The sequence below is a fragment of the Pararhodobacter marinus genome, assembly GCF_003122215.1.
GTDB classification, from domain to species: Bacteria; Pseudomonadota; Alphaproteobacteria; order Rhodobacterales; family Rhodobacteraceae; genus Pararhodobacter; species Pararhodobacter marinus.
The window spans coordinates 331641-345415 of the sequence record NZ_QEYD01000005.1; the positions used below are offsets into that span (position 1 = coordinate 331641).

At 66.5% G+C, this 13775-nt stretch carries 14 protein-coding genes; 10 read left to right on the plus strand and 4 right to left on the minus strand.

The window, feature by feature from the left end:
* The first annotated feature begins 22 nt into the window (after window positions 1-22).
* From fabZ to lpxB, 4 genes are read left to right on the plus strand one after another with little or no spacing between them, the layout of a single operon-like run.
* Window positions 23-508 (plus strand): 3-hydroxyacyl-ACP dehydratase FabZ, encoded by a 486-nt coding sequence (gene fabZ / locus C4N9_RS10325; RefSeq protein WP_109533244.1) that lies wholly within the window; start codon window positions 23-25, stop codon window positions 506-508.
* Window positions 509-512: 4 nt separating this feature from the next.
* Complete coding sequence (gene lpxA / locus C4N9_RS10330) at window positions 513-1310, plus strand: acyl-ACP--UDP-N-acetylglucosamine O-acyltransferase (RefSeq protein ID WP_109533245.1); 798 nt, start codon at window positions 513-515, stop codon at window positions 1308-1310.
* Window positions 1307-2110, plus strand: coding sequence for an LpxI family protein (locus C4N9_RS10335; protein WP_109533246.1), 804 nt, complete (start codon window positions 1307-1309; stop codon window positions 2108-2110). Before lpxA ends, C4N9_RS10335 begins: the two co-directional genes overlap by 4 nt.
* Complete coding sequence (gene lpxB / locus C4N9_RS10340) at window positions 2107-3267, plus strand: lipid-A-disaccharide synthase (RefSeq protein ID WP_109533247.1); 1161 nt, start codon at window positions 2107-2109, stop codon at window positions 3265-3267. Before C4N9_RS10335 ends, lpxB begins: the two co-directional genes overlap by 4 nt.
* A gap of 93 nt (window positions 3268-3360) precedes the next feature.
* Here the strand turns inward: lpxB and mnmA are convergent, their stop codons facing one another.
* Window positions 3361-4500: a tRNA 2-thiouridine(34) synthase MnmA gene (mnmA, locus tag C4N9_RS10345; protein WP_109533248.1), complete on the minus strand. Its 1140-nt coding sequence runs from the start codon at window positions 4498-4500 to the stop codon at window positions 3361-3363.
* Between the two features lie 155 nt (window positions 4501-4655).
* Here mnmA and sciP point away from each other — a divergent pair, with 155 nt between their 5' ends.
* The 5 genes from sciP (at window position 4656) to C4N9_RS22365 (ending at window position 10398) form a co-directional block, all read left to right on the plus strand.
* On the plus strand, window positions 4656-4934 hold the full coding sequence (sciP, locus tag C4N9_RS10350; RefSeq protein WP_109533249.1) for a CtrA inhibitor SciP: 279 nt from the start codon (window positions 4656-4658) through the stop codon (window positions 4932-4934).
* Window positions 4935-5025: 91 nt separating this feature from the next.
* Window positions 5026-5739, plus strand: a complete 714-nt coding sequence (gene ctrA, locus C4N9_RS10355; protein WP_109533250.1) for a response regulator transcription factor CtrA — start codon at window positions 5026-5028, stop codon at window positions 5737-5739.
* A gap of 128 nt (window positions 5740-5867) precedes the next feature.
* On the plus strand, window positions 5868-8108 hold the full coding sequence (gene ligA, locus C4N9_RS10360) for an NAD-dependent DNA ligase LigA (protein ID WP_109533251.1): 2241 nt from the start codon (window positions 5868-5870) through the stop codon (window positions 8106-8108).
* Complete coding sequence (gene recG / locus C4N9_RS10365) at window positions 8105-10192, plus strand: ATP-dependent DNA helicase RecG (protein ID WP_109533252.1); 2088 nt, start codon at window positions 8105-8107, stop codon at window positions 10190-10192. The genes ligA and recG overlap by 4 nt, the downstream gene beginning before the upstream one ends.
* Before the next feature lie 77 nt (window positions 10193-10269).
* Window positions 10270-10398, plus strand: a complete 129-nt coding sequence (locus tag C4N9_RS22365) for a hypothetical protein (protein WP_281260127.1) — start codon at window positions 10270-10272, stop codon at window positions 10396-10398.
* Between the two features lie 149 nt (window positions 10399-10547).
* Here C4N9_RS22365 and C4N9_RS10370 read toward each other — a convergent pair whose 3' ends face one another.
* Window positions 10548-11027 (minus strand): iron-sulfur cluster assembly scaffold protein, encoded by a 480-nt coding sequence (locus C4N9_RS10370; protein WP_109533253.1) that lies wholly within the window; start codon window positions 11025-11027, stop codon window positions 10548-10550.
* On the opposite strand from C4N9_RS10370, the gene hisI reads away from it, so the two are divergent.
* Window positions 11026-11385: a phosphoribosyl-AMP cyclohydrolase gene (gene hisI / locus C4N9_RS10375; protein WP_109533254.1), complete on the plus strand. Its 360-nt coding sequence runs from the start codon at window positions 11026-11028 to the stop codon at window positions 11383-11385. The genes C4N9_RS10370 and hisI overlap by 2 nt on opposite strands.
* A 152-nt stretch (window positions 11386-11537) precedes the next feature.
* Here hisI and gluQRS read toward each other — a convergent pair whose 3' ends face one another.
* Window positions 11538-12377, minus strand: a complete 840-nt coding sequence (gene gluQRS / locus C4N9_RS10380; protein WP_109533255.1) for a tRNA glutamyl-Q(34) synthetase GluQRS — start codon at window positions 12375-12377, stop codon at window positions 11538-11540.
* 10 nt (window positions 12378-12387) lie between these two features.
* Window positions 12388-13743, minus strand: coding sequence for a methylenetetrahydrofolate--tRNA-(uracil(54)-C(5))-methyltransferase (FADH(2)-oxidizing) TrmFO (gene trmFO / locus C4N9_RS10385; RefSeq protein ID WP_109533256.1), 1356 nt, complete (start codon window positions 13741-13743; stop codon window positions 12388-12390).
* Window positions 13744-13775: the final 32 nt, after the last annotated feature.

Sequence of the window (13775 nt, forward strand, 5' to 3'; positions counted from 1 at the left end):
GTCCTTCCTGCGGAGTAGCCCGATGTCCGAGCCCGTCGAAAGCCGCGATTGGTCCACCACGACCACCGCCGACCTGTCGCTGATCACGCGGATCATTCCGCATCGCTATCCGTTCCTGCTGATCGACAAGGTCCGCGATATCGAGCTGAACAAGGGCGCGGTCGGGATCAAGAACGTCACCTTCAACGAGCCGCATTTCCAGGGCCATTTCCCCGGCGCGCCGATCATGCCGGGGGTGACGATCATCGAAGCGATGGCCCAGACCTCGGGCGTGCTGATCGGCCTGTCGCTGGACCTGGTCGACAAGAACCCGCTGGTTTACTTCATGTCCATCGACAAGGCCAAGTTCCGCCGCAAGGTGGTGCCGGGCGACGTGCTGGAGCTGGGTGTCACCGTGCTGCGCGGCTCGACCAAGATCTGGAAGATGGAAGGCCGCGCCACCGTGAACGGCGAAATGGCGGCCGAGGCCGAGTTCATGGCCATGATCGATCTGGGCCAGAAGGGCTGAGGCCATGGCCATCGACCCGACAGCGCAGGTCCACCCCTCGGCCGTGGTCGAAGAGGGCGCCGTGATCGGTCCCGATTGCCGGATCGGCCCCTTCGCCGTGATCGGCCCCGAGGTGACGCTGGCGCGCGGCGTCGTGGTCAAGTCGCACGCTGTCCTTACCGGCTGGACCGAGATCGGCGACGAGACGGTGATTTTCCCCTTCGCCAGCGTCGGAGAGATCCCGCAGGACCTGAAATACAAGGGCGAACGCTCGCGGCTGGTCATCGGCAAACGCTGCCGCATCCGCGAGGGCGCGACGCTCAATACCGGGACCGAGGGTGGCGGCGGCGTGACCCGCGTGGGCGACGATTGCCTGCTGATGACCGGCGCCCATGTCGGCCATGACGCGCAGGTCGGCGACCGCGTGATCCTGGTCAACCAGGTCGCCGTCGCGGGCCATTGCCAGATCGGCGACGACGTCATCATCGGCGGCCTGTCGGGCGTTCACCAATGGGTCCGCATCGGCAAGGGCGCGATCATCGGCGCCGTGACCATGGTGACGAATGACGTCATGCCCTACGGTCTGGTTCAGGCCCCGCGTGGCGAGCTGGACGGCCTGAACCTCGTGGGTCTCAAGCGCAAGGGTGTCGAACGGGCCGAGATCACCGCGCTGCGCGCCGCCTACCAGATGCTGGCGCAGGGTGAGGGGACGTTCCTTGACCGTGCGCGGCGGCTGTCCGATGAAACCGAAAGCCGCCATGTGCGCGAGATCACGGATTTCATCCTCGGCGCCACGGACCGCTCATTCCTGACCCCGAAATGAGGGCGCGCACGGCCATCATCGCCGGGGCAGGGCGCCTGCCTGCCACGCTTGCCCGCGCTTTGCCCGAAGCGCTGATCTGCGCCCCCGCCGGCATCGCGCCCGAGGGGCTGAGCGTCGCACAGCCTTTCCATTTCGAGCGCCTCGTTCCCTTCCTGCGCGACCTGGGCAACCGCGGGATCGAAACCGTGGTCATGGCCGGCGCGATCGAACGCCCGAGCCTTGACCCCGCCTTGTTCGACCGCGACACCGCGCAGCTCGTCCCCGATCTGTTGCGCGCGATCCAGTCGGGCGATGACGGCGCTCTGCGCTGGGTGATCGGGCTGATGGAAGAGTTCGACCTTCGGGTCGAGGGCGTGCCGCAGATCGCGCCCGACCTGCTGATCGCCGAAGGCCCCGCCACCGCCCGCGCTCCGAGCGCCGACGAGGCCGCCGATGCCGCGCGCGGCGCCGAGATCCTTGCCGCCCTCGCGCCGGTGGATGTGGGGCAGGGCTGCGTGATCTGTGCGGGACAGGCCATCGGGCTGGAAACGCTCTATGGCACCGACGCGATGCTCGCCGATGTCGGCCGCCACCGCCCGGAGCGCGCGCCGCACAAGGGCGGCACCTTCGTCAAGCGCGCCAAGGCCGGACAGGATCTGCGCGTCGACCTGCCCACGATCGGCCCGGCCACGATCGAGGCCGCGGCTCAGGCCGGCCTGACCGCCATCGCGCTGCAGCAGGGCCATGTCATCGTGCTGGACCGTGACGCGGTCCTTGCCCGCGCCGACGCGGCCGGGATCGCGCTCTGGGGGATGGCGTGAAGATTTTCGTCATCGCGGGCGAACCCTCGGGCGACGCGCTCGGCGGGGCGCTCATGGCGGGGCTGAGGACGCTGGCGCCGGATATCCGCTTCACCGGCATCGGCGGCACGCAGATGCAGGCGCAGGGCCTCTCCAGCCTGTTTCCGATGGACGAGCTTTCGGTCATGGGACTGGCCGAAATCCTGCCGAAGTATTTTCACCTCAAACGCCGGATCCGCGAAACCGCCGAGGCCATCGCCGCCGAGGCGCCCGACGCGGTGATCACCATCGACAGCCCGGATTTCTGCCTGCGCGTCCTGGCTCTGGCCCGTACCAAGGCGCCGAGGCTGAAGACCATCCATTACGTCGCGCCCTCGGTCTGGGCCTGGCGCCCGGGGCGCGCGGCGAAGATGGCGCGCCATGTCGACCATGTCTTGGCGCTCTTGCCCTTCGAGCCGCCCTACATGCGCGCTGCCGGCATGAGCTGCGATTTCGTGGGCCACCCGATCGCCGCCGAGCCCGTCGCCTCAATGGACGAAGCGCGCGCCTTCCGCGCGGCGCACGGCATCGCGGCCGAGGCGCCGCTGCTTCTGATGCTGCCCGGCTCTCGCAAGGGCGAGATCGAACGTCTGGGCCCGGTTTTTGCCGATACGCTCGCCCGGCTCGACGTGCCGGGCCTGCGCGTGGTCATTCCCACCGTGCCCGCGCGCGCCGGTCAGGTGCGCGCGCTGGCCCAGGACTGGCCCGGCGCGCCGGTGATCCTCGACGCGGCCAGCACGGCGCCCGATATCAAGCGCGCGGCCTTCCGCGCCGCCGATGCGGCGCTCGCGGCATCGGGCACCGTCTCGCTCGAACTGGCCGCCGCCGCGACGCCGATGGTCATCGCCTATCGCATGAACGCGCTGACCAGCGCGATCATCGCCCGGATGCTGCGCATCGACACGGTGACATTGGTCAATCTGGTTTCGGAAACCCGCAGCGTGCCGGAATTCCTGGGTCCCGAGTGCCGCCCCGACCGGATCGCGCCGGCGCTTCAGAGCCTGCTGGCCGATCCCGCCGCGCGCGCCGGCCAGCTGGAAGCGATGCACCTGACGATGACGCGGCTCGGTCGCGACGGCCCGCCCCCCGGCCTGCGTGCCGCGCAATCGGTGCTGGCGGCCTGCGCCCCTCTGGCCTGACCTCTGGCCTGACCTCTGGCCTGAGCGTCTCTGGCAGAGCGCGGCCAAGGGGGGCTGTCTGCCCCCTTTCCCGACCTTCCGCCTGCGCGGCGCTCAGTATCCGCGCCAGATCCAGCCGCCACCCATCACCCGGCTGCCCTCGGGCGCGTAGAACACGCAGGCCTGACCGGGCGAGACGCCGTCCTCGGGCGTCAACAGCTCGACTTCGGCACTGGTGGGGCCGGTCGGGCGGATGATTGCCTCGCTGGGTTGCTTGGTCGAGCGGATGCGTACCCGTACCGGCCATTCCGCCGCGCTGTCGAAAGGCGCGTCGCCCAGCCAGTTGATCTCGCGCACCGGCACAAGCCGGGTCGACAGCGCCTCTTTCGGGCCCACCACGACGCGCTTGTTGTCCGCGTCGAGCCGCACCACGTAGAGCGGGTCGCTCAGGCCCCCGATGCCCAGGCCCCGGCGCTGGCCGATCGTGTAATGGATCACGCCCCGGTGCTGGCCCAGCACCCGTCCCTCCATATCGACGATCTCGCCCGGATCGGCCGCGCCGGGGCGCAGTTTCTCGATCACCGCGGCGTAATCGCCGTTGGGCACGAAGCAGATGTCCTGGCTGTCGGGCTTGTCGGCCACGCCCAGCCCGTGTTTCGCGGCCAGCGCCCGCGTCTCGGCCTTCGAGGCCAGGTGCCCCAGCGGGAAGCGCAGGTAGTCGAGCTGTTCCTGCGTCGTCGAGAACAGGAAATACGACTGGTCGCGGGCGGGATCGGCGGCCATGTGCAGTTCGGCGCGCGCCTCGCCCTGACGGCGCTGGATGTAATGGCCCGTCGCCATGCAATCAGCGTCGAGATCGCGCGCGGTTTCCAGCAGGTCGCGGAATTTCACCCGTTCGTTGCAACGGATGCAGGGCACCGGCGTGGCGCCGCCCAGGTAGCTGTCGGCGAATTCCTCGATCACCGCGTCGCGGAAGGTGTTCTCGTAGTCCAGCACGTAATGCGGGAATCCCAGCGTCTCAGCCACCCGGCGCGCATCGTGAATGTCGCGCCCGGCGCAGCAGGCGCCTTTCTTGGCCAGGGCCGCGCCGTGATCGTAGAGCTGCAGGGTGACGCCGATCACGTCATAGCCTTCGACGGCCAGTTCCGCGGCCACGACCGAGCTGTCGACGCCGCCCGACATGGCGACGACCACCCGGGTTTCCGAGGGCGGCTTGGCAAATCCCAGTGAGTTCACGCCGATATCGCGTGCCATGCTGAATCCCGATCGATTGCGGAGGTTTGGACGGCTTTCGCGCGACATATAGTAAAATGCGCCACACTCTCAAGCCCCGGGCCCCGTTCTGATCAACAGCTCCTTAAGCCTGCCTTGCCACCCTGCGGGCGGGATGAAGGAAAGGGGTAAGGCCCATGTTCTTGAAGAAAATCGACGGACCGCGCGCGGTGACCCTGCCCGATGGCAGCGTGATCAGCCGCGCGGACCTGCCGCCCGCCGGGACCTGTCGCTGGGTGGCCAGCCGGAAGGCCATCGTGGTGAAGGCCGTGCTGCACGGGTTGATCAGCCGCGAAGACGCGCTCGATCGCTATGGATTGTCGGACGAGGAATTCGATGCCTGGACCTCCGCCGTTTCGCAACACGGGGTCGATGCGCTGAAAGTCACCGCGCTGCAAAAATATCGACAAATTTAAGGGGAAAGGCCATCCTCAACGGTAAGGGTAACCGCGCGTTAACGAATTCGGGCGAAGGTAGGTCCGATCACGTCATTGTGGAGGCCGAGTAATGCGAGTGCTTTTGGTAGAAGACGATGCGACCACGTCGCGCAGTATCGAACTGATGCTCGGCCACGCCAATTTCAACGTCTATTGCACCGATCTGGGCGAAGAGGCGATCGAACTCGGCAAGCTCTACGATTACGACCTTATCCTGCTCGACCTCAATCTTCCCGACATGGCGGGGCTTGAAGTGCTGCGGCAGATCCGTCTGGCCCGGGTCAACACGCCGATCCTGATCCTCACCGGCGAGGAAAGCACCGATGCCAAGCTCAAGGGGTTCGGTCAGGGAGCCGACGATTACATGACCAAGCCCTTTCATCGCGACGAACTGGTGGCGCGCATCCACGCCATCATCCGCCGCAGCCAGGGCCACGCGCAGGCGCTTATCCATACCGGGCGGATTTCCGTCAATCTCGATGCCAAGACGGTCGAAGTGGACGGCAAATCCGTGCATCTGACCGGCAAGGAATACCAGATGCTCGAATTGCTGAGCCTCAGAAAGGGCACCACCCTGACCAAAGAGATGTTTCTGAACCATCTCTATGGCGGGATGGACGAACCCGAATTGAAGATCATCGACGTCTTCATCTGCAAGCTGCGCAAGAAACTCGCCGAAGCGACGGGGGGCGAGAATTACATCGATACCGTCTGGGGCCGCGGCTATGTGCTGCGCGACCCGGTGGCGGGGGCGGGGCGCGCGCATCAGGCCGCCAGCGCGTAAGATCTTAGCTCCGACACGCGGTCCGGCCCGTGCATGGCCCGTGCATGGGCGAGTCCTTGGCACGTGCTTCGCGGCTGGAAAATCCTCCTGCGGCACCGTATCACGGGGGCACGCAACAGGAGTGGGCGATGCCGCAAGAGCGTCCGGTCGAAGAGCTGTCCGAAACAGAAGCCAGGCAAGAGCTGGAGCGCCTTGCCACGCTGCTGGCACAGGCCGATGCCGCTTATCATCAGGCCGATGCGCCCGAACTGACGGATGCCGAATACGACGCCCTCAAGCGTCGCAACGCCGCGCTCGAATCGCGCTTTCCCGACCTCAAGCGCTCTGACAGCCCCTCGGACCGCGTCGGCGCCGCGCCGTCCGACGGATTCGCAAAGATCCGGCACGAACAGCGGATGCTCTCGCTCGCCAATGCGTTCGCCGACGAGGATGTTACCGCCTTCGACAGCCGGGTCCGCCGCTATCTGGGTCTCGCCGACGACGCGCCGCTTGCCTATACCGCCGAGCCCAAGATCGACGGTCTCTCGCTGTCGTTGCGCTACGAACAGGGCAAACTCGTTTACGCCGCCACCCGCGGCGACGGCGAAACCGGCGAGGATGTGACCGCCAATGCGCGCACCATCGACGATATTCCGCAGGTCCTGACCGGCGCGCCCGAGATCCTCGAAGTACGCGGCGAGGTCTATATGAGCCATGCGGATTTCGCGACCCTCAACGCGACCGGCCCGCGCAGCTTCGCCAATCCGCGCAACGCCGCCGCCGGATCCTTGCGCCAGCTTGATCCGGAGGTGACCCGCGCGCGCCCGCTGAAATTCTTCGCCTATGCCTGGGGCGTGCTTTCGTCGCCGCTGGCCGGGACGCAGATGGCGTCGATCGAGCGGCTTGAAACGCTGGGTTTCCGCGTCAACCCGCTGACCCGGCTTTGCACCGGCCCCGCCGAGATGCTCGACCAATACCGACGGATCGAAACCGCGCGCCCGGATCTGGGCTACGATATCGATGGCGTGGTCTACAAGGTGGACGACCTTGCGCTGCAGGCCCGGCTTGGTTTTCGCGCGACCACCCCTCGCTGGGCCATCGCGCATAAATTCCCCGCCGAGATGGCCTGGACGCGGCTTGAAGCCATCGACATTCAGGTCGGACGCACCGGCGCGCTCAGCCCGGTTGCCCGTCTCGCGCCGGTCAATGTCGGCGGTGTGCTGGTCTCGAATGCGACGCTGCACAACGAAGATTACATTGCTGGCCGCGACTCGCATGGCGACCCCATCCGTGACGGCCGCGATATCCGCGTGGGCGACTGGGTCCAAGTCTATCGCGCCGGCGACGTAATCCCGAAAATTGCCGATATCGACCCCGCGCGCCGGCCTGCCGATGCCGAACGGTATCAGTTCCCGCATCGCTGTCCGGAATGCGGTTCGGACGCCGTCCGCGAGCCGGGCGATTCCACGCATCGGTGCAGCGGCGGGCTCGTTTGCCCGGCGCAGGCCGTTGAAAAGTTGAAGCACTTTGTCAGCCGGAACGCGTTCGACATCGACGGGCTTGGCGCCAAGCAGGTCGAGCTGTTCTTCGCGGACGACCTTCTGCCGGTGCGCGAACCCGCCGATATCTTTACCGTTCGTCAACGCGACGATGCCAATCTGGCCAAGCTGAAGAACCGCGACGGGTTCGGGGCGCGCTCGGTCGAAAAGCTGTTCGATGCCATTGATCAACGGCGTCGGATCTCTCTCTCGCGGCTGTTGTTCAGTCTCGGGATCCGCCACCTGGGCGAAGTGGCCGCCTCGGATCTGGCGCGCCATTTCGGCAGCTGGGACGCGCTGATCGCGGCGGTCGATGCCGCCGCGCCCGCCGCCGGGCGCGCCGTCGCCGCCGAAGAGTCCGAGGTGGCCGAACGCGCCCGCGCTGCCGATGAAGGCCGGCGGGCCGAGTTGAAGAAAACGCGCGATGCGGTCTGGGATGATCCGCCCCTGCCGGATGGCGCGCGCGCGGCCTGGGACGACCTGATCGGCGTCGACGGTGTCGGCGCGGTCCTTGCGACCTCGCTGGTGACAACACTGACCCAGCCGCGCGAGCGGGCATCGGTCGACCGGCTGATCGCCGAACTGACCGAGATTGTCCCGCCCGAAGCGCAGGCCAGCGACAGCCCGGTCGCCGGCAAGACGCTGGTTTTCACCGGTACGCTGACGCGGATGACCCGCGCTGAAGCCAAGGCGCGCGCGGAATCTCTCGGCGCAAAGGTCGCAGGGTCGGTCTCGGCCAAGACCGATCTGTTGATCGCGGGCGAAGGCGCCGGTTCTAAGGCCGCAAAAGCCGCGTCACTGGGGGTCGAGGTCATCGACGAAGACGCCTGGCTGGCGCTGATTGGCGGATGACGGGACGGCCCGAGATCCTGTTTCCCCTTTTCGCGAGCCTTGAGGGGCTTGAGGGGGTCGGGCCAAAAACATCGAAGCTTTACAAAGGCCTTGGGGTGGAGACGCCCCGAGACCTGCTCTTTGTCCTGCCGCATTCCGGCATTGACCGCCGGCTGCGCCCTACGTTGCGCGGCCTGACCCCACCCCTGACCGTGACGGTCGAGGTCGAAATCGGCGCCCATTTGCCGCCTCGTCAGCGCGGGCGTCCGTACCGCATTGTCGTCACTGATGCCGAGCAGGAATTCCAGCTGGTTTTCTTCCATGCGCGCGGCGATTACCTGCAGAAACTGCTGCCAACGGGGCAGAGGCGGGTGATTTCCGGGCGTGTCGAGAGTTTCGATGGCGTGTTTCAGATCGTCCATCCCGACCATGTCCTGCGCCCCGACGAGGCCGAAACCCTACCCGAATGGGAGCCGGTCTATCCGCTTGTCGCAGGACTGACCCAGCGTCAGGTACAAAAGGCGATGCGCAGCGCTCTCTCCCGGCTGCCGCAATTCGACGAATGGATCGACCCCGCCTTGAAGGCGCAGCGCGGCTGGCCCGATTGGCATGTCGCGCTGCGCGCCGCCCATGCGCCGCAGGGGGCGGGAGATATCGCGTCCGGCGCGCCGGCACGCGAGCGGCTCGCCTATGACGAGCTCTTCGCGCATCAACTGACGCTGGCCATCGCCCGGTCTACGCAGCGCCGGGCGCGCGGGGCGGTGACGAAGGGGGACGGACGGCTGGTGTCAAAGGTCCTGGCCGCGCTTCCCTATGCCCCGACCGGGGCCCAGACCCGCGCGATCGCAGAGATCACCGCCGATATGGCCGCCCCGCACAAGATGAATCGCCTGCTGCAGGGAGATGTTGGCGCGGGCAAGACGCTGGTTGCGATGGCCGCGCTTCTGACCGCGGTCGAGGCCGGCGGGCAGGCCGCGCTGATGGCCCCGACAGAGATCCTCGCGCGCCAGCATGTGGAGGCTTTGGCGCCCCTCGCCGAAGAGGCCGGCGTCACGATCACCTTGCTGACCGGCCGCGACAAGGGGCGTGAACGGGCGGCCAAGCTCGCGGCGCTGGCCGAGGGGCGGATCAATATCCTGATCGGCACCCATGCGCTTTTCCAGCGCGATGTCGTGTTCCGCAATTTGCGCCTGGCGGTGATTGATGAACAACATCGGTTCGGAGTCGCGCAGCGCATGGCTCTGGGCGAGAAAGGCGCGGCGGTGGATATCCTTGTCATGACCGCGACGCCGATCCCGCGTTCGCTCGCGCTCACCCAGTACGGCGATATGGAGCTGTCGCTGCTCGATGAGAAGCCGCCGGGGCGTGTGCCCGTGATCACCTCGCTTGCTTCGCTTGAGCGGCTCGACGAGGTGGTCGCGCATCTCGCCCGCGCGTTGGAAGAAGGGCGGCAGGCTTACTGGGTTTGCCCCCTGGTCGAAGAGAGCGAAAGCGTTTCCCTGACCGCGGCGCAGGCCCGTTTCGAGCATCTGCGCGCGCGTCTGGGCGATGCCGTCGGCCTGGTCCATGGGCAGCTCGCCCCTGCCGACAAGGATCTGGCGATGGCACGCTTTGTGGCGGGCGAAACCCGGATCCTTGTCGCCACCACCGTCATCGAGGTGGGCGTCAATGTTCCCAACGCGACGATCATGGTGATCGAGCGCGCCGAAAGCTTCGGCCTTGCGCAACTGCACCAGCTTCGCGGCCGTGTCGGGCGCGGGGCAGGGGCCTCGACCTGTCTGTTGCTCTATGAGCCGCCGCTGGGCGAGACCGCCTCACGACGACTGAAACTGATGCGCGACACCGATGACGGTTTCCGTATCAGCGACGAGGACCTGGCGATCCGGGGCGCGGGTGACATGATAGGCACCGCGCAATCGGGATTGCCGCGCTTCCGGATGGCGGATCTGGAGCGGCAGGCGGGGCTCATGCAAACCGCCCAGAGCGACGCCCGGAAACTTCTGGCGGACGATCCGGAATTGACCTCACCGCGCGGGCAGGCGGCGCGTTTGTTGTTGTGGCTGATGGAGCAGGACAAGGCCATCAGGCTGATGCGAATCGGATAATCCCCTTTTGTTCACAAAAGTTCTTGCATTGATCGCAGGAAAATGAGAACAAAAAGATAACAAAAGGGAGATACGCTATGCGACAGCTACTTCGTCAGATCTCTGCCCCGCGCGATGAGCGGCTTGCGATGGCCACGGATGCGGCTGGAGTCGTCGCCTTGTTCGTCTTGTTCTATGTCGCCCTGCATCTGCCCGCCCTGGGCTGAGCGATCCCCTTTCTCAGCTTTTTCTGCCCAGCGGTCTGGCGCGGCCCGTCTGTCCCGGTGCCCCGACCCATCCAGACACGCCACTGGCCGCCGCGTTTTTCACGCGGCGGCATTTTTCTTAGGTTTTTCTTAGGAAATGCGCGCCACGATCACGAGGCGCGAGCGGCTTCGGCGGCCTCGGCCGCGGCCTGAACCGACAAAAGAATCGAGGCGTGGCGATTCTTGAACTCCCGGGCCGGGATCAGGGCCTCGTATCCGTCGAAGGGCGCGGCGGGGACAGGCCCGTCCTTTTTCAGCATGGCTTCAAGGTCGCGCGCCGCGGCCTGAAGCTCCTCGGCGCTGCGGCCCATGACCGCGTCGCCCAAGACTGCGGCCGAAGCCTGTCCAAGCGCGCAGGCCTTGACTTCTTGCGCGAAGCGGCTCACGCGGCCGTCCGTCATGTCCAGATCGACTGTCACCGTCGACCCACAGAGAGGAGATCGTTTCTTCACACTTGCCTGCGGGCTGTCCAGACGTCCCAGATGCGGGATCTCGGCGGCGAGCCCGAGGATCCTGTTCGAATACAGCTTGATCAGATCGGAGGATTCAGACACTTCATGCGCTCCTGTTGAGCAAAGGATATAGACCATGCCCTTCGATCCGCAATCCCTGCGCTTTGACGACAAAGGTCTCATTCCCGTCATTGCTCAGGATCACGCCACGGGCGAGGTACTGATGATGGCCTGGATGAATGCCGAAGCTGTGGGCCGGACATTGGCAAGCGGCCAGGTCACCTATTGGTCGCGCTCGCGGCAGGCCTTCTGGATCAAGGGCGAGACGTCGGGCCACATTCAGCGGCTTGTGGATCTGCGGGTCGATTGCGATAGCGATTGTCTGCTGGTTCTGGTCGATCAGACCGGGCCTGCCTGCCACACCAACCGGCGGAGCTGTTTCTATACGGCGATCCGGGAGGGCGAACCTGTCGAATTGATGCAGCCCGAAGGCTGAGGGCGCAGAGCGCAGAGCGCGTCGTGGCTTCGGGCCGAGACATGCAATCGTGCCAGGGGCGTAGCCGCTTTGGCCGGAACTTGAGTCGTCGAAGGCCGTGACGACCTAGCGTCCACAAGCGCCAGAGATCGGGCGCGACGCGTGCAGGGCGCTTAGCTGTCTAGCCCGACCATCCGGCGAATATCGTCGGGCGTCGCGCCCTCCGCGCGGTAGAGAGCGATGGCGCGGGACGCGTCGCGTTTGGCCAACCGTTTGCCCTGTTCGTCACGGATCAGGCGATGGTGGTGATAGTCGGGCACGGGCAGTCCCAGAAGCTTTTGCAGAACGGCATGGATCGCCGTGGCCTCGAACAGATCCGCGCCGCGTGTCACCAGCGTGACGTCCTGCGCCGCGTCATCGACGCAGACGGCCAGATGATAGGACGTACCGATATCGCGCCGGGCGAGCACCACGTCGCCCACCTGCGTGCATAGCCAGTCGGGCGCGAAGTCGTGGCGCCCGGAATGGAGCGGGCCGATCTCGGTGAACCCCACCGCGCCGGTGATCGCGACCGCCCGCGTCATATTCAGCCGGATCGCCGCGCCGGGGTGATCATGGCCGGCATCACGGCAGGTTCCGGGATAGACCGGGCCATCGGGGCCGATGAGCGGCGCGCCTTCCTGTGGCGCGGCGAGGGCGGCGCGGATATCCCCGCGCGTGCAGGTGCAGCGATAGGTGACGCCCATCGCCTCAAGGCTTGCCAGCGCGGCGTCGTAGGCAGGGCGTCGGTCGGATTGGCGCAGGACAGGCTCGGGCCAGGACAAGCCCAGCCAGCGCAGATCGTCGTAGATCTGGGTCTCGAAAGCGGGTGTCGAGCGGGCGGTGTCGATATCCTCGATCCGCAACAGGAAGCGCCCACCAGCTTTTCGCGCCAGCGCATCGGCCGTCAGGGCAGAGAATGCATGGCCCAGATGCAGCGGGCCGGTGGGCGAGGGGGCGAAACGCGTGATCACGCCTGCCCCCTCAGACCCCCACGGATACCGGGGCCGAGGCCAGCCAGTCCGAGAACGCCTCTTTCGCGCGGTCGGTATAGCCTTTGTAGCGATCCTTGCGCCCGCGACGGCCGCCCTTCATGTCGATGGGCGGGAACAGGCCGAAATTCACGTTCATCGGCTGGAAGGTCTTGGCGTCCGCGTCGCCGGTGATATGCGCGATCAACGCCCCCATCGCGGTGACGCGGGGCGGCGGCGGCAGCATCTGGCCGGCGATCTCGGCCGCGGCGAGCCGTCCGGCGACAAGCCCCATCGCGGCGCTTTCGACATACCCCTCGACGCCCGTGACCTGACCGGCGAAGCGCAGATTGGGACGCGAGCGCAGGCGCATCTGGTCGTCCAGAAGCGTGGGGGAGTTCAGGAAGGTGTTGCGGTGAATGCCGCCCAGCCGCGCGAAGCCCGCCTCCTGCAGGCCGGGGATCATGCGAAACACCTCGACCTGCGCGCCGTATTTCATCTTGGTCTGGAAGCCCACGATATTATAGAGCGTTCCCAGCGCGTTATCGCGGCGAAGCTGGACGACGGCATAGGGTTTGTTGGTCGGATCGTTGGCATTGGTCAGGCCCACGGGCTTCATCGGCCCGTGACGCAGCGTCTCGCGCCCGCGCTCGGCCATGACCTCGATCGGCAGGCAGCCGTCAAAATAGCCGGCGGTCTCGCCCTCGCGGAACTCAGCCTTGTCGGCGGCGAGCAGTGCGTCGATGAAGGCCTCGTACTGGTCCTTGGTCATCGGGCAGTTCAGGTACGCCTTGCGCTCGTCTTCGGTCTCGCCCTTGTCGTAGCGCGACTGGAACCACGCCTGGCTCAGGTCGATCGTATCGAAATGCACGATAGGGGCAATGGCATCGAAGAAGGCGAGCGATTCGGTCCCCGTCTCGGCGCGGATCGCCTGTGCCAGCGCGTCCGAGGTCAGCGGGCCGGTCGCGACGATCCAGTGTCCCTGATCGGGCAGCCGGGTGATCTCGCCCGGCTCCACGCGGATGAGGGGATGCGCGCGCAGGCGCTCGGTCACCGCCTGCGCGAAAGCCTCGCGATCGACGGCCAGCGCGCCGCCCGCCGGCAGCGCATGGCGGTCGGCCATTTCCATCAGCAACCCGCCCGCCGCGCGCATTTCCCAATGCAGCAGCCCCACGGCATTGCGTTCGTCATCATCCGAGCGGAAGGAGTTCGAGCAGACCATCTCGGCGAAATTGCCGGTCTGGTGCGCGAAGGTCCCGATTTGCGGGCGCATTTCGTGCAAGACAACCGGGATGCCTGCCTGCGCGGCCTGCCATGCGGCTTCGGACCCGGCCATGCCGCCGCCGACGATATGGAGTTCCTGTGTCATGCCCGGTCAGATAGCCGTGCGTGGGCACAAAG